Consider the following 23,439-nt stretch of genomic DNA (forward strand, 5'->3'; position numbering starts at 1 on the left):
GATAGCACGGCGCCACTTGCGGCGCCGTCGGCCTTTTACAAGGAGTCAGAAATGGTGAAATCAGACACTCAAAATAAACTGATGTTGGCCCGCCAGCTGCCGCAACAGTCCGTGGCGCTGATCCTGGCCGGAGGGCGAGGATCGCGCCTGAAAGATCTCACCAAGACTCGCGCCAAACCGGCGGTGCATTTCGGCGGCAAATTCCGCATCATCGACTTCGCCCTGTCCAACTGCATCAACTCAGGTATTCGGCGTATCGGGGTGATCACCCAGTATCACTCCCATACCCTGGTGCAGCATATTCAGCGCGGCTGGTCGATCCTTAACGAGTCGATGAATGAATTTGTCGATCTGCTGCCGGCCCAGCAACGTGATGCCTCGGAAACCTGGTATCGCGGCACCGCCGATGCCGTCTACCAGAACCTGGATATCATCCGCCGCTACCACGCCGACTATGTGGTGATCCTGGCCGGTGATCACATCTATAAGATGGACTACTCGCGCATGCTGCTCGACCACGTCGAGAGCGGCGCCGGCTGTACCGTGGCCTGCATTCCCGTGCCTCGCGCCGAGGCCAACGCCTTCGGGGTGATGGAGGTCAACGATGACCACCGTATCCTCAAATTTCTGGAGAAGCCGGCCAATCCACCCGCGATGCCTGGCGACGAGGAGATGTCGCTGGCCAGCATGGGTATCTACGTCTTTAACGCCGACTATCTGTTCCAACTGCTAGAAGAAGATATCCATACCCCGGGATCCTGTCATGACTTCGGCCAAGATTTGATCCCCAAGGCGACCGCGCAGGGCCGCGCCTGGGCACATCCCTTTACGCTCTCCTGCGTCACCAGCGGCAATGCCGACACCCCGCCCTACTGGCGCGATGTCGGTACCCTGGATGCTTACTGGCGTGCCAATCTCGACTTGGCCTCCGTCACCCCGGAGCTGGACATGTACGATAACCACTGGCCGATCCGCACCTATATGGAGTCGCTGCCCCCGGCCAAGTTTGTGCAAGACCGCTCCGGTAGCCACGGCATGACCATGAACTCGCTGGTCTCCGGCGGCTGCATCATCTCCGGCTCGGTGGTGGTGCATTCGGTCCTGTTCCCACGCGTACGCATCAACTCATTCTGCACCATCGACTCTTCCGTGCTGCTGCCCGATGTCTACATCGGCCGCTCCTGCCGGCTACGTCGTTGCATCATCGATCGGGCCTGTCACCTGCCAGAAGGCATGGTGATCGGCGAAAACGCCGAAGAAGACAGCCGCCGCTTTTATCGTTCGGAAAGCGGCATTGTATTAGTAACGCGCGAAATGCTCGCGCGTCTGTGATCACCCTGCGGCCATGTGGGTCGCAGAGCGAGGAGTAACCATGTACGTCTTACACGTGTGTTCTGAACTTTTTCCGCTGCTGAAAACGGGCGGATTAGCGGATGTGGTCGGCGCGATGCCTGCCGCCCAAATCGCCCAGGGCGCCAACGTGCGCGTATTAGTCCCCGGATTCCCGGCCATCTTGGCGGGTATTCCCAACAGCGATAAAGTCGCCGAGCTGGAAACCTTTGCCGGGCGCGTCTCTCTGCGTTATGGCATCTATCACGGTGTCGGTGTCTATATCATCGATGCGCCCCATCTCTACCAACGTCCCGGCAGCCCCTATCACGACCAGTGGATGAACGCCTATGGCGATAACCATCTGCGTTTCGCCCTACTCGGTTGGATCGCGGCGGAGCTAGCCTGCGACTGCGATCCGTTCTGGCGTCCGCAGGTGGTACATGCCCATGACTGGCATGCCGGTCTGGCCTGCGCCTATCTGGCGGCGCGCGGTAACCCGGCTCGCTCGGTGTTTACCGTACACAACCTGGCCTATCAGGGATTGTTCGATGCCCGCCACTTGGATGAATTAGCCCTACCGCGCCACTTCTTCCAGATCTATGGACTGGAGTTCCACGGTCAGATCTCCTTTATGAAGGCGGGGCTGTACTACGCCGACCATGTCACCACCGTCAGCCCGACCTATGCCGAGGAGATCACCCATCCCGAGTTCGCCTATGGCATGGAGGGGTTACTGCAATGGCGCGCCAACGCGGGTACGCTGAGCGGCATCCTCAATGGTGTGGATGACCGCATCTGGAACCCCGCCAGCGACGCCCTGATCGCCCGGACTTACCAGCGTGAGACGCTGCGCGACAAGGCGGAGAACAAGCTCCACCTGCAAACCGCTATGGGGCTCGAGGTCGACGCCAGCAAGCCATTATTCGCCGTCGTCAGCCGACTCACCAGCCAGAAGGGGCTCGATCTGCTGCTGGCAGCCTTACCGACGCTGCTCGCAGGTGGTGCCCAGTTGGCCTTGCTCGGCGCCGGCGATAACCAGCTGCAGGAGGCCTTCCTCGCCGCCGCCGCTGAACATCCCGGCCAGGTCGGCGTTCAGATCGGCTACCACGAGGCATTCTCCCATCGCATCATGGCCGGCGCCGACGTGATCGTGGTACCGAGCCGCTTCGAACCCTGCGGCCTCACCCAACTGTACGGCCTCAAATACGGTTCGTTACCGCTGGTCCGTCACACCGGGGGACTGGCCGATACGGTCAATGACTGCTCGCTGGAGAACCTCTCCGACGGTAGCGCCACCGGTTTCGTCTTCCACGACTGTAACGCCGCCGATCTGGCCAACGCCCTCCGCCGGGCGTTAGTCCTGTGGAGCCGCCCGACCCTATGGCGCTACGTTCAGCGCCAGGCCATGGCGCAATCGTTCGGCTGGGATCGCGCGGCCGAGCGTTATCTGGCGTTATACCGTAGCTTGTGAGCGAAGAGGCGCCTGCGCCTCCACTGATGTAGGCCGGCGAGTCTGCCGGCCCGAGGGTGGCCTCACCCCCTACCCGCAAACGGATCTGCGAGGGGATGGCCGCCGTAATACCATGACCGGGCCGATGCCCGGCACCGAGGATCGGGAGCTGTCATGATAAACTCACCCTTTAACTATACGTCCCCTGTGGTTAGCGTCGAAGCGCTCAAGCACTCCATCGCCTATAAGCTGATGTTTACCGTCGGCAAGGATCCCGCCGCCGCCAACCAACACGACTGGTTGAACGCCACGCTGTTCGCCGTACGCGATCGCATCGTCGAGTGCTGGCTGCGTTCGGTTCGCGCCCAATACTCGCAGGATCTGCGCCAAGTCTACTACCTGTCGATGGAGTTCTTACTCGGACGCACCCTCTCTAACGCCCTGATGGCCATCGGTGTGTATGATGAGACCAAGAAGGCACTCGATGAGATGGGCATCGATCTGGATGAGCTATTGAATGAAGAGTTGGATCCCGGACTGGGCAACGGCGGGCTGGGACGCCTGGCGGCCTGCTTCCTCGACTCGATGGCCTCGCTAGGGCTACCGGCCAACGGTTATGGCATCCGCTACGAATATGGCATGTTCAAACAAAACATCGTCAACGGCCAACAGGCCGAGTCGCCGGATAACTGGCTCGAGTATGGCAACGCCTGGGAGTTTGTGCGCCACAATACCCGCTATCGAGTACGCTTCGGCGGGCGCATTCAGCAGGAGGGCAACCGCACCCGCTGGCTGGAAACGGAGGAGGTCTTAGCCTTAGCCTACGATCAGATCATTCCCGGCTTCGACATCTGTGCGACCAATACCCTCCGCCTGTGGTCAGCGCGCGCCAGTAACGAGATTAACCTCGGCAAATTCAACCAGGGGGACTACTTCGCCGCCGTCGAAGATAAGAACCACTCGGAAAACGTGTCACGCGTGCTCTACCCGGATGACTCCACCTACTGTGGTCGCGAGTTACGTCTACGTCAGGAGTACTTCCTGGTCTCGGCTACGGTCCAGGATATCATCAACCGCCATCTGCTGACCCATCACCGCCTAGACAACCTGGCGGACAAGGTTGCCATTCACCTCAACGATACCCATCCCGTCTTATCGATCCCCGAGCTGATGCGTCTGTTGATCGACGAACATCACTATAGCTGGGAACAGGCGTGGCAGGCGGTGATGCAGATCTTCTCCTACACCAACCATACGCTGATGAGTGAAGCTTTGGAGACCTGGCCGGTGGATATGCTGGGGCGCATCCTACCGCGCCATCTCCAGATCATTTTCGAAATCAACGATCATTTTCTCAAGAAGGTCCAGGCGAGTTATCCCGATGACGATGCCCTGCTACGTCGCGTGTCGATCATCGACGAAAGCAACGGTCGCCAGGTACGTATGGCTTGGCTGGCGGTGGTCGCCAGCCATAAGGTCAACGGCGTCTCTAAGCTGCACTCGGAGCTAATGGTGACCTCGCTGTTCGCCGACTTCGCCCGCCTGTTCCCCGACCGTTTCTGTAACAAGACTAACGGTATCACCCCGCGCCGTTGGCTGGCGCAGGCCAACCAACCCTTGTCGAAGGTGTTGGACAACACTATTGGCCGGCGCTGGCGCACCGATCTGGGGATGCTCAGTGAACTGCTACCGCACGCCGACTACCCAACCTTTATCCGCGAAATCCAGCAGGCTAAACAGCATAATAAGCGCCAGCTGGCGCTGTATGTCGCGCTACATCTGAATACGGTGATCAATCCCAAGGCACTGTTCGATGTACAGGTCAAACGCATCCATGAGTACAAGCGCCAGTTGCTCAACGTGCTGCATATCATCACGCTGTACAACCGCATCCTCCAGGAACCGGATGCCGAGCGCGTGCCTCGGGTGAAAATCTTCGCCGGCAAGGCCGCCTCGGCCTACTATAACGCCAAGCTAATCATCCGCCTGATCAACGATGTCGCCAAGGTGATCAACGCCGACGAACGGCTCGATGGCCAACTCAAGGTGGTCTTCATCCCCAATTACAGCGTCAGTCTGGCGCAACTGATCATCCCGGCCGCCGACCTGTCGGAACAGATCTCCACCGCCGGAACCGAGGCATCCGGTACCAGCAACATGAAGTTTGCCCTCAATGGTGCCTTGACCATCGGCACCCTGGATGGCGCCAACGTCGAGATCCGCGAACGCGTCGGAGAGGAGAACATGTTTATCTTCGGCAACACCACCGAGCAGGTGGAGGCGCTGCGGCGTAACGGTTATAACCCGCGCGACTATTATGAACGCGATCCCGAGCTAAACCAGGCGCTCACTCAGATCGCCTCGGGGCTATTCAGCCCGGAGGAGCCACGCCGCTACGCCAGTCTGTTCGACTCCCTGATTAACTTTGGCGATTATTACCAGCTGCTGGCCGACTATCGTAGCTATGTCGACACCCAGGATCGGGTCGATGAAGAGTACGCCCATCCCGACGAGTGGACGCGTAAGACATTGCAAAACATCGCCAATATGGGGTACTTCTCCTCCGATCGTACCATCCAAGAGTATGCCGATGAGATCTGGCACATCAAGCCGGTGAAACTCTAAACGCCCATGAGCGCGCCCCACCCCGGAGGCGCGCTCATGCGGGGTAGTGCCGTACGATTAGGCGTTGCGCTGCGCCGCCAACCACTCGGCGACGCGCTGGCGCTGAGCATCGTCCAGCCACATCCCCAGTTTCGTCCGACGCCACAAGGCGTCCTCCGCCGTCACCACCCACTCCTGCTCCATCAGATAACGCAACTCTGCCTGATACAATCCATGGCCGAAGTGCTCACCCAACGCCTCCAGCGACGTCGCCGTGCCGATCACCCGCTCACTACGGGCACCGTAGGTATGTGCGTAGCGGCGCGCTAATGCCGGCGGCAACCAACTATGACGGCGCTGTAACGCCGCGGCATAGCTATCGCGATCGCACCCCATCTCCCCTCCCGGCAACACCGCGCCCTTGGTCCAGGCGTCGCCACAATGGACATAGTAGGGACGTAGCTTTTCTAGCGCATGCTCGGCCAACTTACGGTAAGTCGTCAACTTGCCGCCAAACACCGACAGCAGCGGCGCCAGCCCCTCCTGATCGTGAATATCTAACGTGTAGTCACGCGTGATTGCCTGAGGTGAATCGGATTCGTCGTCGCATAGCGGGCGCACGCCGGAATAGTGCCAGACAATGTCCTGGCGACTCAGGGGCCGCGAGAAGTGACTGTTGTACACGTGCAACAGATAATCGATCTCCTGCTCCTCGATACCTACCGCGCGTGGATCACCGTGGTACTCCACATCGGTGGTGCCAATAATCGAGAACGCATCCAACCAAGGAATGACGAATACGATACGCTGATCCTCATTCTGCAAGATATACGCCTGAGGCTGATCGTGCACCCGCGGCACCACGATATGGCTCCCCTTAATCAGGCGGATGCCGTAGGGCGACTTGAGCTGTAGGCCGTCGTCGAAGAACTGCTTAACCCAGGGGCCAGTAGCGTTCACCAGGCCGCGAGCGCGCCAGGTCAAGGACTCCCCACTCACCGTATCACGCGCCTCGACCACCCATAATCCCTCCTCACGCCAGGCACGCGTCACCTCGGTGCGCGTGCGCACCTCGCCCCCCTTCTCCACCACCGCCATGGCATTCAGCACCACCAGGCGCGCATCATCAACCCAACAATCTGAATATTCGAAACCGCGCGTCAGATTGGGCTGTAGTACCGAGTCAGCACCGAAACGCAGGCTTCGACTTCCCGGCAAAGTAGTGCGTTTACCCAGATGGTCATAGAGGAACAGGCCGGCACGGATCATCCAGGCCGGACGTAAATGAGGCTGGTGAGGCAGGCGGAAACGTAACGGAAAGGCGATATGTGGAGCCATCTTTAGCAGCACATCGCGCTCGGCCAGTGCCTCGCTGACCAGCCGAAACTCATAGTGCTCCAAATAGCGTAACCCACCATGAATCAGTTTCGAACTGGCCGAGGAGGTGGCGCAGGCCAGATCGCGCGCCTCCAGCATCAGGACAGACAACCCGCGTCCAGCGGCATCGGCCGCGATCCCCGCGCCATTGATCCCACCACCGATTACGATCACGTCTTTGATTTCCACCTTGCCCCCTCGCATACATCGACAACAATGTTCGTTTTCGAGCATTATGATATGCGATAAGCAACAAATGCACCATCCATTAACCAAATAAAAACACAAATGCGTGCTGCGGATAACACAAAATTGATATTACCATTACCTTCTTTGTGGGCATGTGCCATGGATTCATTCAGGAGGGAGATAAACCATACGGATGGGGATTAGATCGCCGAGATAGCAAGAGAGAGGGCGAGAAGCGGTTGAGTAGAGGAAACCACTGAGCGACACACCGCACTCTTTGCCGGCATGCGCCGCCGGAAAATGAACACGAAAGAGGCTGCGGCCCCCCCGATGGCGCTAAGGTGTTACCCCTCCGCGACGCGCGAGCGCCGGGAGGGAGGCCGATCAGCAGATCTCCAACTGTACGCTGTGCTGTTCGATCACTTTTTGCAGCCCCAGCGGGGGCAGTTGATCGGTAAACAGATAATCAAGCTGTTCCATATTACCGAGGTTCACCATCGCATTACGGCCAAACTTGGAGTGATCCGTCACCAGCATCACGCAACGTGAGTTCTCGATGATCGCTCGCTTCGTTCGAACCTCGTGGTAGTCGAACTCCAGCAGTGACCCATCCATATCGATGCCGCTGATCCCCAAGATGCCGTAATCCAACCGAAACTGCGAGATAAAGTCGAGCGTTGCCTCGCCGACGATCCCACCATCACGGGTCCGAACCTCACCACCGGCTAAGATCAGACGGAAATCCTCCTTCGCCATCAACAGACTGGCGACATTTAGGTTATTGGTCACCACCCGCAGATTGTGGTGATTCAATAAGGCATAGGCTACCGCTTCGGGCGTGGTACCAATATCGATGAATAGCGTGGCCCCATCGGGGATCATGCTGGCCACCCGGCGAGCGATACGCGCCTTCTCTTCCGACCACATCCCCTTACGGTCATGATAGGCCGCGTTGACCGAGCTAGACGGTAAGGCGGCGCCGCCATGGTGACGATGGATCTTATTCTGTTCGGCCAGATCGTTCAGGTCTCGCCGGATGGTCTGCGGACTCACGTCGAAGTGTTCGACCAACTCCTCGGTACTCACGTAGCCGCGCTGACGGACCAGGTCGATAATCGCTTCATGGCGTTGTGTTTGTTTCACGTAAACTCCCCTGCGTTTACCGGCTCCCCCGGCAGCATAAAAACGGAACAGTGGGCGCGGCCTCACTGTCGGCGAAAATGGCGCATATCCCAGAAGGCCATCAACAGGCCGATGACCAACCCCCCGATATGGGCGGCATTCGCGATAGAGAGACCAAACCAGTTGAAGTAGCCGGCCAGCAACCACAACAGCGAGAAGACCATCAGGCCGCGCGGCATCGACACGCCAAACTGAGGGGCCCGCTCACCACACCACCAGACATAGCCCATCAGGGCATACACCACCCCGGATAGGCCGCCAAAGTAGATCCCACTGAATAGTGACTGTGCCCAGCCGCTCATCAACGCGGAGACCAGCATGATCTGCGCCAGTTTACTCGCTCCTAAACGCTTCTCGACCTGCCCACCCAGATACCACCACCACATCAGGTTAAAGATGATATGTAACGGGGAAAAATGCAGCAATGCCGGGGTAAAGTAACGCCATAGTTGATAATGCTGCGCCGCATCCGCCGGCCAGGCCAGATAGGTCATCACCGCACCATCGCCCAATACCAGCTGACATAGATACACCAAGATACACAGCAACGTCACGCCGATAGTTAACGGCCCACTCTGGCCGGAGAAGCTACGCAGATACGCGAAGCGCGTGTAACGCAGCCCGCTATGGGTCGAGCCGCTCTGCCAGCTTGCAGCCTGGTAACGTGGGTGCTGCGGTTCATGCAGGAAACGTTGCAGTTCATGCTCGACCTGCGCCAAATGGCTATCATCCGCCAGCCACAAGGCGATCCCATGGTCTCCAGCCTCCGCCTCCAGACGCACGCCCTGTGTCGCCATATAGTCAATAAATGCCTGTGCCAAGCGTGGGTTAGGCAATGTGATCACACGAACCATGAATACCTGCTTATTTCAATCGGCGCCGACGGTGCCACCTCAGTCGCCGCTACGCGCCACTTCTCCGGGATAGGCCCGCAGCCAGGCCTCAAAGCCGCCGTCGACACTGTAAACTTCATCAAAGCCTTGGTGCAGCAAATATTGCGCCGCGCCCCGGCTACTATTACCGTGATAGCACATCACCATCAGCGGCATGACGCCATCGTGCTGCCGCATCAGTTGTGCCAACGAGGCATCGGTGAGATGAAACGCCCCGGGCACATGCCCGGCGGCATAGCTCTGTGCATCGCGGATATCCAGCAACATCGCCTGCCCCTGCGCCAACATCTGTTGTACCTGCGCCACGGAGATCACACCAAACTGCTCCATACTTCGCCTCTATCGACTCGTCAAAGGGCCATATTGTAACCGCTTTGTTAAATGTAGAATACGAGATTCGTGTGGCGCGCCCCGTGCGGTACGGCGATCAGAGATTGCGGTTTTTACATTAAAAAGCAAGAACAAAAAGCGCGATGGCGCTAACGCGCGGGTAAAATCCCCACGTTTATCCCACTTTGCGCTACATCGCGTGTCAACGTCTTGACTATACTAACGCGGTGACACGGCCACGACGGCGGTGTCGCTGAGATGGAGGCACTACCATGCGCGATGTCATCCTCTTCCTGGGCCTACTGTGCGGCGGCATCCTACCGGTCTATGCCGATAGCACGGTGATGCAGCAACAGCAGCAGATGATCCAACAACAGCAGCAACAGTTTCAGCAGCAGCGTAATACGTTTAACCAACAAAGCCTACGCAACATGCAAACGCAGATACTGCGCGACAGTCAGGCACAACGCATCCAGCAACTTAATCAAGATATGCAGCGCAACGATCCGCTGTGGCAAAGCCAACAGGGGCTGACGCCAACCACGCCCAGCCCCACGCGTCTGCCTTAGCGTAATATCACCTCGCCGGAGCGACGCCGAATGCGTCGCCCCGAATCTCCTTAGCGCTGAGCGAAGTCCGGCCCGATCAGGTCGATACGATCGGTGCAGAGGCTATCGACGCCCCAATCCAACAGCTCGCGTGCCCGTTGCGGCTGATTCACCGTATACACCAGGATATGCAGCCCGGCCTGCCGGATCGCCGCCACCCGATCGGCGTTTAGGGCATGATGATCGATATGGAGAGCCACGCAACCGAGATCTCGCGTCAACGCCAGCCAATCGTCATCCCACGCCTCCAGCAACAAGCCGCGCGGTAGCTGTGGGGTGGTGCGCTGCGCCTCGGCCAGCGCGATAGGCGAGAAGGAGGAGAGCAGCGGTGGCACCGCGGCATCGCGCCACAACGCGGCGGCGGCCAGCGCCACCTCTCGCCCGGTCTCCCTCTCACAACCGCGCGTAGGTTTGATCTCGATGTTCGCTAGCATGCCATACTGACGACAACGCGCCGCCACCTGGCTCAGTAGCGGTAGCGGCTCGCCGGCAAAGCGATGGCCAAAACCGACGCCAGCATCCACCCCAGCCAGACGCGCCCAAGGCAGCTCCCCCGCGACACCCCAACCGTTGGTGGTGCGCTCCAGGGTATCGTCGTGCAATAGAAAGACTTGCCCATCGGCACTCAATTTGGCATCGAACTCGATCATGGTGTGGCCATAGCGGGCCCCCATGTCGATCGCCGCCAAAGTATTTTCCGGCGCCAACTTACCGCCGCCGCGATGGGCGACGATGGCGGGATACGGCCAAGGATTCATCATGATGGCTCCTGATCGGGCGAGGTGATGCGCCGCCCGCTGCGCGGATCAAAGAAATGCAGGTTAGCCTGTGGCAGTCCCAGCCGCAATACGCTGCCGACGGCCGGTAAGGACTGATAGGGTAAACGTACCGTCACGCTCTGCGTTCCCCAACGCCCATGCGCCAAGTTATCGGCCCCCAACAATTCCAGCGTCTCGACCGTCAAGGCATTACCCGGTTGTTCATCGTCGACACGGCACAGATGCTCTGGACGGATCCCGAGAGTCAACGCCTGCCCCGCCAGCTCGGGTAGCGGACGCTGCAAGTGAATCTGCTGCGTCGGCGTCAACTGGAAGGTCTGCCCATCGGGCGCTAACTGCCCATCGAACAGGTTCATCGCCGGCGCCCCCATGAAGCCAGCGACAAAGCGGCTAGCCGGACGGTGATAGATCTCGGTCGGTGTGCCGATCTGCTCGGCGACACCCTGATTGAGCACGATGACCCGTTGTGCCAGCGTCATCGCCTCCACCTGATCATGTGTCACATACAGGCTGGTGGTCTTTAGCCGACGATGTAACTGTTGCAGTTCCAGGCGCATCTGTACCCGCAGCTTAGCGTCCAGATTCGAGAGTGGCTCGTCGAATAAGAATACCGCCGGTTCGCGGACAATCGCGCGCCCCATCGCCACGCGCTGGCGCTGTCCACCCGACAACTCACCGGGTCGACGTTGTAACAACGCCTCTAGCTCGAGGATCTGGGCGACCTCCTCCACTCGCTGACGGATCTGTTGCTTACCCAGCCCACGGAACTTCAAGCCATAACCCATGTTCTCCGCCACCGTCATGTGGGGATACAACGCATAGTTCTGGAACACCATCGCCACGCCGCGATCCTTCGGCTCTTTGTGCGTTACCCGCTCATCGCCGATGTAAATATCGCCGCCGCTGGTCTGCTCCAAGCCCGCCACCATGCGCAACAGCGTCGACTTACCGCAACCGGACGGGCCAACCATGACGATAAACTCGCCATCCTGCACATCCAGATCGATTCCCTTGATGATCGCCTGCCGGCCATCATAGCTTTTACTCACATTCTGTAGTGTTAAACGCGCCATCGAGTCGTCCGTTGCCTCATTCAATTACTTATCGCTATCGACCAAGCCGCGCACAAACCAGCGCTGCATGGTAAACACCACCAATAACGGTGGGATCAGCGTCAACAGCAGGGCCGCCATCACCCGCTGCCACTCGGTAGCCCCCTCGCCGTTGGCGATAGCGCTCTTAATACCGACCATCGCCGTCGCCATCTCCGGTTCGCTGGCGATCAATAACGGCCATAGGTACTGGTTCCAACCGTAGATAAAGGTGATCACAAACAACGCGGCCAGATTGGTGCGCGAGAGGGGAAATAACACATCGCGGAAAAAACGCATCGGTCCCGCGCCATCCATCCGCGCCGCCTCGACTAACTGAGGCGGTAACGTCATAAAAAACTGGCGAAACAGAAAGGTGGCGGTGGCCGATGCCATCAACGGCAGCGTAAGCCCGGTATAGCTATCCATCAGCTGCAACCCGGCCATCACCTCCACCGTCGGAAAGATACGCACTTCCACCGGCAGCATCAGGGTAATAAATATCAACCAAAAAAACAGGTTACGCAGTGGAAAACGAAAATAAACGATGGCGAAGGCCGACAACATCGACACACTGATCTTGCCGACCGTGATCACCAACGCCATCACCAGGCTGTTCAACAACTGGCGGCCGAATGGGATGCCACCATTACCGATCCCTTGCTGCCAAACGTGGCGGAGGTTATTCCACAGCTCATCGCCAGGCCACAGCGGCATCGGTGTCTGAAACACCTGAGCCCGATCCAGGGTCGCCGTCACCAAGGCCACATACAAGGGAAACAGGATAGTTAAGGCGCCGGCGATCAGCATCACATGACTGAACCATTCCAGCCCTCTACGATTCTCTATCATCAGTAACGTACCTTACGCTCTATATAACGGAACTGGATCAGCGTCAGACCGATGACCATCACCATCAGGACGACCGATTGCGCCGCCGAACTGGAGAGATCCAGGCCGGCGAATCCTTCGCGATAAATCTTGTAGATCAGGGTCGTGGTCGATTGACCCGGCCCTCCGCCGGTCGCGGCGTCGATGACCGGAAAGGTGTCGAAGAAGGCGTAGACCAAATTGACCACCAGCAGAAAGAAGCTCACCGGGGCAATCAACGGCAGGACAATGTGCCAGAAACGGCGCAATGGCCCGGCACCGTCGATGGCCGCCGCCTCGATCAGCGATCGCGGAACAGACTGTAATGCGGCTAGAAAAAATAAGAAGTTATAGCTTACCTGCTTCCAAACGGAGGCCAGCACCACCAGAAACATCGCCTGACCGCTGTAGCGAGCGTGGTTCCACTCATACCCCACACTGGCCAAGGCATGGGTGATCAACCCCATGCCCGGGCTAAACAGGAACATCCACAGCACCGCCGCGATAGTCGGTGCCACCGCATAAGGCAGAATAAACAGCGTCTGATAGAGGCGGCGCCCATGCAGCACATGGTTGACCAGGGCGGCGAAGAACAACGAAATCACCAAGCCGCTAGCGGTCACCAAGGCGCTGAACCATAGGGTGGTACGTACCGATGCCAGGTAATACGGGTCATCGAGTAGTGTCACGAAGTTCTCCAGGCCGACAAAGTGGCTGGAGAGGCCGAAAGGATCGACCTGTTGCAACGAGTACCATAAGGCTTCGGCCGCGGGCCAGAGAAAAAACACCAGGGTGATCGCCAGCTGGGGAGCGACTAACGCATAGGGCAACCAGCTACGACCATAAACGGGGATTGGGGTATTCATATCACCTCAACATACCAGAGATCGTGGCGCCGCCGACGCCGCGCCACGACTGCCGCAGGGCAAGAGATTATTGACTGTTCTTCTCGAAGCGTGCCAACAATTGGTTACCGCGCATCACCGCGTTATCCAGTGCCTGCTGGGCATTCTGCTTACCGGTCCATACCCCCTCTAGCTCCTCATCCACCACGGTACGGATCTGCGGCATGTTGCCCAGACGGACCCCCTTGGTGAAGGGGAGCGGATCCTTGTGTAGCATCTGGCGCGTCGCCGTGTCGGCACCGACGTTAGCTTGGTAGAACCCCTGCTGACCTGTCAGCGTATAGGCGGCACTGGTCACCGGCAGATAACCGGTCTTCTGATGCCATTCGGCCGCATTCTCAGGGCTGGCCAAGAAGTTGAGGAACTCGGCGACGCCGCGATAGACCTGCGGTGACTTACCATTCATGACCCATAGGCTGGCGCCACCGATGATCGCATTCTGCGGTGCGCCAGCAATGCGCTCATCGTACGGCATAAAGGCGACGCCATAATCAAACTTGGCATACTCACGGATATTGGCGAGCGAGCCTGAGGAGGCGGTGATCATCGCGCAATCGCCGTTATAGAACTTCGCGGTCGGCTCATCCTTACGCCCGAAATAACTGAACTCGCCGCGCTGCATCATGTCCGCTAGGCGCTGAATATGCGCCACCTGCTGCGGTTGGTTAAAGGTCAAGCGAGCCGATGGACCGCCGAAGCCATTATTTTCGCTGGCAAAGGGCAAGCCATTCCAGGCGCTAAAGTTTTCCAACTGCACCCACCCCTGCCAACCACTGGCGTAACTGCATGACATGCCACTTTGACGTAACGCCGCGGCATACTCGGCCAGCTGTTGCCAGGTCTGCGGCGGCTTCTGCGGATCGAGTCCTGCCTTTTTGAAGGCATCCTTGTTGTAGTACAGCACCGGCGTCGAGCTGTTAAAGGGTTGCGACAACAGGCGGCCATTCGCGCCATCGGCATAATAGCCGGCGACCGTCGGCACGAACTGCGTCTGATCAAAGGCGATCCCCGCCTCTTGGAATACCTGATACACCGGCTTGATCGCCTGACGCGCTTGCATCATGGTGGCGGTACCGACTTCATAGACCTGCAGAATGGCGGGCGCCTTGCCGCTACGGAAGGCCGCAATACCGGCCGCCATGCTCTGCTCATAGTCTCCCTTGTAGACCGGCATCACCTTATAGTCGCTCTGCGACTGATTGAAGCGCGTCGCCAGGCTAGTCACCTCTTTACCCAACTCGGCATCCATCGAGTGCCAGAAGGGGATTTCGATCGCCGCCCATCCTGGGGCGCTCAGCGTCAGGGTGATGGCCAGCGAGGCCAGCGTCTGTGTTACCTTGTTAACCATTTCCGCTCTCCGTGGTAAAACACTCACTACATCGGCTTCAGTGAGTGATAAACGACATGTTATTGGCGTTAGCTACCATGCCATGCGCGTATGACAGAGAAATAACCAGCGGATGACGACCTGATGACGGCGAGGTGACGGGAGGATGACAGCCGAAGCGCGTCGCGGCACGCCACAGAAACGCGGCCAAGGCGCGTCAGGTACGGCGCGCGCGACGAGAATACCGTACAATGACGGCTCGCTCCCCTCGATAGCTACCTGACGGAAAAACCCATGAAACTGACTATTGAACGTCTGGAAACGCTCAGCACCGATGATCTGCGCGATCTACAAAAAATCTGGCCGCAGCAGACACCGGCATGCTGGCAACAGTGGCTGGATAATGGCGGCGCCCTATTCGCCGCCCGCTTTAATGAACGCCTATTGGCGGCCGTCAAGGTGACGCTGGACAACGGCATCGCCACCCTGCGCGATCTGATGGTTCGCGAGGTCACACGCCGTCGCGGCGTCGGGCTCTATCTGATCGAAGACACCCTGCGGCAACTGCCCGCGATCCACGCTTGGCAATTGCCGCTCAGCGACATCCCTGCCACCCAGCAGGCGACGATGGATCACTTTATGGTCGCCTGCGGCTTTAGCCGACGCGCACAGGGCTGGAGCCGTTAGGCGCGCGCCGCGCGCCATACCGCCGCCACATTACGCGCCGTCACGCGCAGGTTGTCGTGCGCCTGCGCCAACGCCTCCTGCAAGGTGGAGATGCGGCATAGCACCGAGAAAACCGCATCCAGACCATGGGGATGGACGACGCCATAATCCGGCGTCATACCGCCCGCCAGCGCGATGGTTGGCACACCCGCCGCCTTGGCCACCCGCGCCACGCCGATTGGCGTCTTGCCATGGATCGTCTGGCTGTCGATACGCCCTTCACCGGTGATCACCAGGCTGGCACCCTGCACCGCCTGCGCCAGATCCAGCGCCTCCGTCACGATCTCAATGCCTGGACGCAAGCGTGCCTGCAACAGGCCGCACAGGGCCGCGCCCATGCCCCCCGCCGCGCCACTCCCCGGGACATTCAACACTGCCCGGCCCCCTTCCTGCTCCAGCAACGTACCGTAGTGATGCAACGCCGCGTCCAATTGCGCCACCATCGCCGGCGTCGCCCCCTTCTGGGGGCCGAATACCGCCGAAGCCCCCTGCGGTCCACAGAGCGGATTGTCGACATCGCAGGCCACCAGGATATCGGTCTGCGCCAGGCGAGCGTCCAGTCCCGTCAGATCGATGTGCGCCAATGCGGACAAGGCACCGCCACCGTAAGACAATGGCTGCCCCGCGGCGTCATACAGCCCAGCCCCCAGGGCCTGCATCATCCCAGCCCCGCCATCGTTGGTGGCGCTGCCGCCGATCCCCAGGATCAAACGGCGCGCGCCACGATCGAGCGCCGCCAGGATCAGCTCGCCGGTCCCGTAGCTGGTGGTCTGCGTCGGATCGCGTCGCTCGGCCGGCACCAGATGCAGGCCGGAGGCCGCCGCCATCTCAATCACCGCCGTCTCGTTATCGCCTAACCAGCCAAAGAAGGCCTCGACCGGTTGCCCCAACGGCCCGGTAACGGTTTGGGCGATACGTTGACCTCCGGTCGCCGCCACCATGGCATCGACCGTCCCTTCACCGCCATCGGCCATCGGCAGTAACTGATAGTCGGCATCGGGGTACACCTCACGAAAACCCTGTTCAATCGCCTGGGCCACCTGCATGGCGCTCAGACTCTCTTTAAACGAATCGGGGGCGATCACGATCTTCATACTCTATTCTCTCCGTTAACCTGCCAGGTGGAAGACACCGAACATCAGGGTAGAAATCAATGCGATCATCAGGCCGACCGCCGTCTCATAAGGGATTAGCTTCAGGCGCTCATGCACCTGCATATTGACGCTGCCGCCCGTCGCATGGAAGAAACTGCCATGCGGCATATGGTCGAACACGGTGGCGCCGGCGTGAACCATCGCCGCCCCCGCCAAGGCGGTAATGCCCATCTCTAACAGGGTCGAACTGAACACCGCAGATGCCACCGCGGTACCGGCGGTGGTGGAGGCCGTCGCCATCGACATCAATGCACCCGAAACCGGTGCCAACAGGTAAGAGGGCAGCCCAGAGGCACCAAGCCCCGAGATCAATACCTCCTTTAACCCCGAGTTGGCGATGATGCCGGCCAGGGTACCGGTTCCCAGCAGCATGATTGCCACCGGTGCCATGCGTGACAGGCCGGAAACCATATAGCGGTTGGTGTTGCGCCACTGCCCCATCACCACCAAGCCGACCAAACCGCCCAACGGCAACGCCACCAGCGGATCGATGGCGATACCCGCCACCGGACGTAGCGCCAGCAATACGATAGCCACTAAGGGGGCGCTCAGCGCCGCCATGAAGGAGGGCTGGCTGCCGTGCTCGGCGACCACCAACTCATGCGCCTGTACCTTACTACCACGCGCGCGTAGGCGGCGCGCTAACAGGTAGGCCAGCACGAGACCAAACAGCCCGGGCACGATACCGGCCATCATCAGCGAGGTCAGCGGCACATTGAAGGCCTCCGCCGCCGCGATGGTATTCGGGTTAGGCGACATCACGTTGCCCGCCTTACCCCCACCGACCATCGCCAGCAGGATCGCCATCTTGGAGATATCCGCGCGATGGGCGATCGCCAAGGCGATCGGGGAAACGGTGATCACCGCCACGTCGACGAACACGCCGACGGCGGTCAGCATCAGCGTCGCCACCGCCAATGCCAGCAGGGCACGGCCCTCTCCGACGCGGCGCACGATAGTCTCTGCGATGGTACTGGCGGCGCCCGATTCAATCAGGACCCCAGCCAGAATACCGGCACCGAGGATGCGCAGGACCGCGCTGGTGATCCCCTGCGCGCCGCCGATCATCAGCGCAATGGTCTGTACTAAGTCGGCCCCGCCGACCAAGCCACCGGCCAATGCGCCGGCTATCATGCCGTATGCGGGGGAAACTTTACGTAAAATCAATATGATGGCAACGACAAGCGCGACTAGCGCGCCCGTGGCGGAAACTGTTGTCATGGTGCGTCTCCTCTTGTTGTTGTTATCGCTGTGTCCGCTCGAGGCGGTGAAGGGTACCCGGCCATTATGAAAAATATGCGCGGAAAAGCTTGAGGGTAATCGACAGAAAATGGGCCGTGCTACGGCCCTATTTTTGTAGGTTTGTACAAATTAGCCGTGGAGCTGCATACCAAGATAAAGCTGAATAACATCGTCTAATTTATTGATATTTAATCCAGTTATATCGGATATACGCTGTAGGCGATAACGGAGGGTATTGACGTGGATATGCAGCTGTTTTGAGGTTTGAGACAGTTCACAATTCTGAGCAAAGAATGCCTGCAGGGTACGGCACAACACCCCACGGCTATCCTGGCGTTGCAGTATTCGCCAGGTGCGTCCCAGTTCATCAGCCTGCCAACTGCCAGCCAATTGCTCCAGTAGCGCCGGCAACACAACACATGATCGTGATAATACAGCAGGGCGCCATGCAGCGCATGGCGACGAGCCAACGCCTGCAGCGCCACGGCGCTCCGGTAAGAGCGAGAGATGGCATCGCTGCCGTAGAAGTGCCCACCGACATAGACGCGCAAGGCGAAACGTGCCGCGATGCCGCGCGTTAACTGGCGTACCGTCCGGCGCAACGCAGGATCCGCCCCCGATGCCTCTGCGTCGCAGGGGAGCAATACCACCAGTTGGCCGAACCCCTGCACTCCGATCAACGCCTCACGATTTAAGGCCGTCAATGCCTCGAGTAGCGCGCGTAGCGTCTCATGCTGGGCATCTTGCAAGGTAAACAACAGCGCGATGCGAGGCTGGGTAACATCGACGCCCAGATAGGCGGCGGTCGCCGCCAGCTGCCCCTCGTCACGCTCATCGGCGATCAGCTGTTGTACCAGTGTTTCCCGATAACGCTTCTCCCACTGATTCTGCTCCAGCAGCGCCGCTTGCTCCACGATCAGTTCGGCCGCCATACGCACCAGCTCGCCATAGGCTCGCACCTCACTCGGTGCCCCAGAGATCCCGACGACACCGATGACGCGCCGCTGAAAGGCAATCGGTAGATTGATACCCGGGCGCACGCCTCGCAACTGACTCGCCGCCGCCTCATCGATCTCAATCAATCGGTTTTCTGCCAGCGCTAATACCGCGCCCTCATGGCGTTGATGCACCCGCGCCGCATCGCCAGAGGCGATGATCATCCCGTGGGCATCCATCACATTGACCGAATGGCCGATGATCTTCATCGCCCGGTGTACGATCTGCCGAGCCACGGCCTCGCTGAGGTCGCTGCCGTTCATCCTTCCTCCTCGGATCCATTGCGCCAATACCGAATCGCAGGCAATAAAAAAGGCGATGCCAATGCATCGCCCTCTATTCTGCCGTGTGCCGACTTAGGCTTCTATCGCCGCACGCAGTTTCTTCATGGCATTTTTTTCTAACTGACGCACACGCTCGGCGGAAACCCCGTAACGATCGGCCAGCTCTTGCAGCGTCGCCTTATTCTCACTGTCCAGCCAACGGGCGCGGATGATGTGCTGGCTACGCTCGTCTAACCCTTCCAGGGCGACGCTCAGCTTATCGGCGGCGTGACTTTCCCAGTTGTCGTCCTCGATCTCATTGGCGAAGTCAGAAGACTTGTCTTGCAAGAACAACACCGGAGCGGCGGGCGCGCCTTCCTGCTCATCGTCATTCGGCAGGTCGAACGCCATATCTTGCGCCGCCATGCGCGACTCCATCTCCAACACGTCTTTCTCGCTGACGCCCAGCTCGCGGGCAACCAGTTCAACCTCATCCTGGTTGAACCACCCCAGACGCTGCTTAGTCTTGCGCAGGTTAAAGAATAGCTTACGCTGTGCCTTGGTAGTCGCCACCTTCACGATGCGCCAGTTACGCAGCACATACTCGTGGATCTCGGCCTTGATCCAATGCACGGCAAAGGAGACCAGACGAACCCCCATCTCGGGGTTAAAACGCCGCACGGCCTTCATCAGACCGATGTTACCTTCCTGAATCAGATCCGCCTGTGGCAAGCCATAGCCGGCGTAGTTACGGGCGACATGAACCACAAAGCGCAGATGCGACAGGATCAGCTGCTTAGCCGCATCCAAGTCACCCTGGTAATGCAGCCGTTCACCCAGCGCCCGCTCTTCCTCTGCCGTCAGCATCGGATAGGCATTGGCAGCCCGCACATAGGCCTCCAGACTGCCCTGGGGAACCAAGGTTAAAGTTTGCATTTCTTTGCTCATCAAACCCTCTCAATACGCTAACAGTCCGTGCATTGACCGCTTACGGTCTGGCAAAGAGCCAAACAACGAAAGCTAGCACGTTTCTGCATAATTTGACCGTGAGTCACCCCACAAGTTCACTATTATAGTGAACAATATTGCACAAATCTGCAACTCAGGCTAAACCAAGCCTACACGATTGTGGTGTGCGAAGGGAGAATAAAACCATACCAGGCGGGAACCAAGGTTGGGTCAGGCCATCAGGCTCTCCCCCCGTCTCGGACTCAACGGGGAGAGAGTATAGCATAAGGTAATATGACGTCGTGTTACTGCGGCGTAAAACGGCGTAAATGCTGTACCGTTGCCAGCCAGGCCGCCAACCAACCGATCATCGTTGCGACCAACAGCAGCAGCAAGCACTCATCCCAGCTCAAACCATGCAGCGTAAAGCTGGTACCGAAGACCGAGGCCACACGGGAGACCGCGCCCCCCAGCTGCCAGACCATCGTCTGAGACAGGATCAGCGATAACAAGGCGCCACAGAATCCCAGTAAGGCTCCGCCATTGAGGAAGGGACGTAAAATAAAACCGTCGGTCGCCCCGATCAACTTCATCACATTGATGGTATCACGGCGACTGAAGATGCTCAGGCGTACGCTGTTACCGATCACCAGGAACACCGCCACCACCATCAATACGCCGATCATCCCGGCCACCTGGCCGACCAACCCCGTCAGCGCGGCCAAGCGGGCGAACCAGCTATCGTCCATACGCACCTCATCCACGCCTTGCACCGCCGCCACGCGATCGCGTAGAGAGTTCAGGGTCGCGCTACTCTCAAAGTTGAGTTTAGGCGTGATGATTGCCACCGCCGGCAGCGGGTTCTCCTCCAACATATCCAAGGCACCACCGAAACCGGACCAGTTCCGGAACTCGCCTAATGCCTCTTCACGCGACAGGTAATTGACCTTCGCCACGCCATCCTGCTGCTTGAGGGTGGCGATCACCTGGCTGGCCGCATCGTCATCTAGCGCCTTATCCAGATATACCGTCAACTGCGGTGTCGGATACCACTGGGTCGCGGCCTCGCTGACATTCTTATAAACCAGATAGCACACACTCGGCAGCGTCAAGGAGATGGCGATAACCATCACCGTCAACAGGGTCGCTAACGGCTGGCGTAGCATATCCGCCAGGGTGTTCAACCAAGCATAGCGCCACTGCTCGCGCCAACCGCCGCGCAGCGCCTTGCTCTTGTCCGGGCGACGGGTATGGGATTTATTGCTCATGCTGGACACCTCCCGCCATGCGTCCCTGACTGAGGGTCAAGATGCGATAACGACGCCGGGCGATCAGCCCCATATCGTGCGTCGCCATCAGCACCGTCACCCCGACACGGTTAAACTCTTCGAACAGGCGCAAAATACCTTCGGATAAGGCCTCATCCAGATTACCGGTCGGCTCATCCGCCAGTAGCACCGCCGGCTTATTGACCACCGCCCGAGCGATGCCGACCCGTTGCTGCTCACCGCCGGAAAGTTGGATAGGGAAGTTCTTCGCCTTATCCAATAAACCGACTTTATCCAGCGCCGCCGACACGCGGCGACGGATATCCTCGCTGCTGGCGCCGGAGATGATCAACGGCATCGCCACGTTATCGTACACCGTGCGATCCAACAGCAGATGGTGATCCTGGAAGATCATCCCGATCTGGCGCCGTAGAAACGGCACCTCGCGGTTTTTCAACCGGCTGATATCGTGACCGCTAAACCAGATGTGCCCGGCACTCGGGCGCTCAATACCGCAAATCAGCTTCAGCAGGGTACTCTTCCCCGCCCCGGAGTGGCCGGTCAAGAACGCCATCTCCCCTTGCTTCAGGTGAAAATCCACCCCCTGCAAGGCCTGACGACCGCCCAGATACGCTTTACTGACCTGTTCGAAGCGAATCATCCGTTTTAATCCTCTCGGGCAAAAAGTGCCTCAATAAAATCATCCGCCTTAAAGGGACGCAAATCTTCGATGCCTTCCCCGACGCCGATGTAGCGAATCGGGATACCGAACTGATCGGCAACGGCGAAGATCACCCCGCCCTTGGCGGTACCATCCAGCTTAGTGAGGGTGATACCCGTCAGACCGACGGCCTCATGGAACAGACGCGCCTGGCTGATCGCATTCTGCCCGGTGCTGGCATCAATCGTCAGCATCACCTCGTGAGGCGCTTGCTCATCCAGCTTCTTCATCACCCGCACGATCTTCTTCAACTCTTCCATCAGGTGAGACTTATTCTGCAGGCGTCCCGCCGTATCGGCGATCAACACATCCACCTTGCGCGCCTTGGCCGCCTGGATGGCATCGAAGATCACCGAGGCCGAATCGGCGCCGGTATGCTGGGCGATCACCGGAATATGATTGCGCTCACCCCAGACCTGCAACTGTTCGACGGCCGCGGCACGGAAGGTATCCCCAGCCGCAAGCATCACCGACTTTCCCTGAGCCTGGAACTGACGAGCCAGCTTGCCGATGGTGGTAGTCTTACCCACACCGTTAACACCGACCATTAAGATGACGAACGGCTGATGCCCGCTAATATCCAACGGCGCATCCACCTTATGCAGGATCTCACCCATCTCCTGTTTTAACTTGCCGTACAGCGCCTCGGCATCTTTCAGCTCTTTACGACTGGCATGCGTGGTTAGCGTATCGATGATTTTACGCGTGGTATCCACACCGACATCGGCGACCAGCAGCTGCTCTTCCAATTCATCGAACAGATCATCATCGATCTTCTTACCGCGGAACAGGCCAAAAAAACCGGAGCCGAGGTTTTGACGCGTCTTGACCAAGCTACGCTTCAAACGGGCGAAGAAGCCCTCCTTGGTTGGTTTTTCCTGCTCACGGGCACTGACCGGCGCGGGCGAAGCCGCCTCCTCGGCGACGATATCTTGCAGGTCCACGGTCTCCTGCGAACGCGCCACCTCGGCCAGTTCGCTGATAGCGCTCTCTGGGTGATGAGCCTCTTCGCTGACCAACGCCTCGTCTTGCTCGGCAGGTGTCTCCTCTAACGCGACGGTGGCTAAGGCCGCGGCATCGACCACGAGAGCCTCCTGCGCCGCTTGCTCTGCCTGCTCTGCCTGCTCTGCCTGCTCTGCCTGCTCTGCCTGCTCTGCCTGCTCTGCCTGCTCTGCCTGCTCTGC

20 protein-coding genes and 1 pseudogene are annotated in these 23,439 nt (G+C 59.1%); 5 read left to right on the forward strand and 16 right to left on the reverse strand.

What is annotated here, in order from left to right:
• The first annotated feature begins 51 nt into the window (after window positions 1-51).
• The 3 genes from glgC to glgP all read left to right on the forward strand — a co-directional run bounded on the left by glgC (window position 52) and on the right by glgP (window position 5,407).
• A complete protein-coding gene (gene glgC / locus ACEQFP_RS13185; RefSeq protein ID WP_005290561.1) occupies window positions 52-1,332 on the forward strand; it encodes a glucose-1-phosphate adenylyltransferase in 1,281 nt (426 codons plus the stop codon).
• Window positions 1,333-1,372: 40 nt separating this feature from the next.
• Window positions 1,373-2,803 carry a glycogen synthase GlgA gene (gene glgA, locus ACEQFP_RS13190; RefSeq protein ID WP_068870137.1) on the forward strand — a complete coding sequence of 477 codons (1,431 nt, stop codon included), beginning with the start codon at window positions 1,373-1,375 and terminating at the stop codon, window positions 2,801-2,803.
• Window positions 2,804-2,959: 156 nt separating this feature from the next.
• Window positions 2,960-5,407, forward strand: coding sequence for a glycogen phosphorylase (glgP, locus tag ACEQFP_RS13195; RefSeq protein WP_035600052.1), 2,448 nt, complete (start codon window positions 2,960-2,962; stop codon window positions 5,405-5,407).
• Window positions 5,408-5,464: 57 nt separating this feature from the next.
• On the opposite strand, the gene glpD is transcribed toward glgP, so the two are convergent.
• From glpD to glpE, 4 genes are all read right to left on the reverse strand, one after another.
• On the reverse strand, window positions 5,465-6,952 hold the full coding sequence (glpD, locus tag ACEQFP_RS13200; RefSeq protein WP_370547139.1) for a glycerol-3-phosphate dehydrogenase: 1,488 nt from the start codon (window positions 6,950-6,952) through the stop codon (window positions 5,465-5,467).
• A 384-nt stretch (window positions 6,953-7,336) separates the two neighbouring features.
• Window positions 7,337-8,095, reverse strand: a complete 759-nt coding sequence (locus ACEQFP_RS13205; protein ID WP_005295472.1) for a DeoR/GlpR family transcriptional regulator — start codon at window positions 8,093-8,095, stop codon at window positions 7,337-7,339.
• Window positions 8,096-8,157: 62 nt separating this feature from the next.
• On the reverse strand, window positions 8,158-8,988 hold the full coding sequence (glpG, locus tag ACEQFP_RS13210) for a rhomboid family intramembrane serine protease GlpG (protein WP_068870142.1): 831 nt from the start codon (window positions 8,986-8,988) through the stop codon (window positions 8,158-8,160).
• A gap of 39 nt (window positions 8,989-9,027) precedes the next feature.
• Window positions 9,028-9,357: a thiosulfate sulfurtransferase GlpE gene (glpE, locus tag ACEQFP_RS13215; protein ID WP_005290579.1), complete on the reverse strand. Its 330-nt coding sequence runs from the start codon at window positions 9,355-9,357 to the stop codon at window positions 9,028-9,030.
• Window positions 9,358-9,629: 272 nt separating this feature from the next.
• On the opposite strand from glpE, the gene ACEQFP_RS13220 reads away from it, so the two are divergent.
• Window positions 9,630-9,926 (forward strand): hypothetical protein, encoded by a 297-nt coding sequence (locus tag ACEQFP_RS13220; RefSeq protein WP_068870144.1) that lies wholly within the window; start codon window positions 9,630-9,632, stop codon window positions 9,924-9,926.
• Window positions 9,927-9,976: 50 nt separating this feature from the next.
• On the opposite strand, the gene ugpQ is transcribed toward ACEQFP_RS13220, so the two are convergent.
• The 5 genes from ugpQ to ugpB all read right to left on the reverse strand — a co-directional run bounded on the left by ugpQ (window position 9,977) and on the right by ugpB (window position 14,958).
• Complete coding sequence (gene ugpQ / locus ACEQFP_RS13225) at window positions 9,977-10,726, reverse strand: glycerophosphodiester phosphodiesterase (RefSeq protein WP_068870146.1); 750 nt, start codon at window positions 10,724-10,726, stop codon at window positions 9,977-9,979.
• Window positions 10,723-11,817, reverse strand: a complete 1,095-nt coding sequence (locus ACEQFP_RS13230) for a sn-glycerol-3-phosphate import ATP-binding protein UgpC (RefSeq protein ID WP_068870149.1) — start codon at window positions 11,815-11,817, stop codon at window positions 10,723-10,725. The genes ugpQ and ACEQFP_RS13230 overlap by 4 nt, the downstream gene beginning before the upstream one ends.
• Before the next feature lie 24 nt (window positions 11,818-11,841).
• A complete protein-coding gene (gene ugpE / locus ACEQFP_RS13235; RefSeq protein ID WP_005290590.1) occupies window positions 11,842-12,687 on the reverse strand; it encodes a sn-glycerol-3-phosphate ABC transporter permease UgpE in 846 nt (281 codons plus the stop codon).
• The gene (gene ugpA / locus ACEQFP_RS13240) at window positions 12,687-13,571 is read right to left on the reverse strand and encodes a sn-glycerol-3-phosphate ABC transporter permease UgpA (protein WP_068870151.1); all 885 of its coding nucleotides are present in this window, start codon (window positions 13,569-13,571) and stop codon (window positions 12,687-12,689) included. Before ugpA ends, ugpE begins: the two co-directional genes overlap by 1 nt.
• Window positions 13,572-13,638: 67 nt before the next feature.
• On the reverse strand, window positions 13,639-14,958 hold the full coding sequence (gene ugpB, locus ACEQFP_RS13245; RefSeq protein ID WP_005290597.1) for a sn-glycerol-3-phosphate ABC transporter substrate-binding protein UgpB: 1,320 nt from the start codon (window positions 14,956-14,958) through the stop codon (window positions 13,639-13,641).
• Window positions 14,959-15,231: 273 nt separating this feature from the next.
• On the opposite strand from ugpB, the gene panM reads away from it, so the two are divergent.
• Window positions 15,232-15,624 carry an aspartate 1-decarboxylase autocleavage activator PanM gene (gene panM / locus ACEQFP_RS13250; RefSeq protein WP_068870153.1) on the forward strand — a complete coding sequence of 131 codons (393 nt, stop codon included), beginning with the start codon at window positions 15,232-15,234 and terminating at the stop codon, window positions 15,622-15,624.
• Here panM and ACEQFP_RS13255 read toward each other — a convergent pair.
• The 7 genes and pseudogenes from ACEQFP_RS13255 to ftsY all read right to left on the reverse strand — a co-directional run.
• Entirely contained in the window at window positions 15,621-16,757 is a 1,137-nt protein-coding gene (locus ACEQFP_RS13255) for a glycerate kinase (protein WP_068870155.1), read from the reverse strand. The genes panM and ACEQFP_RS13255 overlap by 4 nt on opposite strands.
• A 15-nt stretch (window positions 16,758-16,772) precedes the next feature.
• Complete coding sequence (locus ACEQFP_RS13260; RefSeq protein ID WP_370547138.1) at window positions 16,773-18,038, reverse strand: GntP family permease; 1,266 nt, start codon at window positions 18,036-18,038, stop codon at window positions 16,773-16,775.
• A gap of 150 nt (window positions 18,039-18,188) precedes the next feature.
• Window positions 18,189-19,318: pseudogene (locus ACEQFP_RS13265) on the reverse strand (sugar diacid recognition domain-containing protein).
• A gap of 93 nt (window positions 19,319-19,411) precedes the next feature.
• Window positions 19,412-20,266, reverse strand: coding sequence for an RNA polymerase sigma factor RpoH (gene rpoH / locus ACEQFP_RS13270; RefSeq protein ID WP_005290615.1), 855 nt, complete (start codon window positions 20,264-20,266; stop codon window positions 19,412-19,414).
• 305 nt (window positions 20,267-20,571) lie between these two features.
• Window positions 20,572-21,534 carry a permease-like cell division protein FtsX gene (ftsX, locus tag ACEQFP_RS13275; RefSeq protein WP_005290617.1) on the reverse strand — a complete coding sequence of 321 codons (963 nt, stop codon included), beginning with the start codon at window positions 21,532-21,534 and terminating at the stop codon, window positions 20,572-20,574.
• Window positions 21,524-22,195, reverse strand: a complete 672-nt coding sequence (gene ftsE, locus ACEQFP_RS13280) for a cell division ATP-binding protein FtsE (protein ID WP_005290620.1) — start codon at window positions 22,193-22,195, stop codon at window positions 21,524-21,526. Before ftsE ends, ftsX begins: the two co-directional genes overlap by 11 nt.
• A 5-nt stretch (window positions 22,196-22,200) precedes the next feature.
• Window positions 22,201-23,439, reverse strand: a 1,239-nt coding sequence (gene ftsY, locus ACEQFP_RS13285) for a signal recognition particle-docking protein FtsY (protein ID WP_396464348.1), incomplete at its 5' end; no start/stop codon positions are given.

It is taken from the genome of Edwardsiella sp. A.80236, from assembly GCF_044540725.1.
Lineage (GTDB): Bacteria > Pseudomonadota > Gammaproteobacteria > Enterobacterales > Enterobacteriaceae > Edwardsiella > Edwardsiella tarda.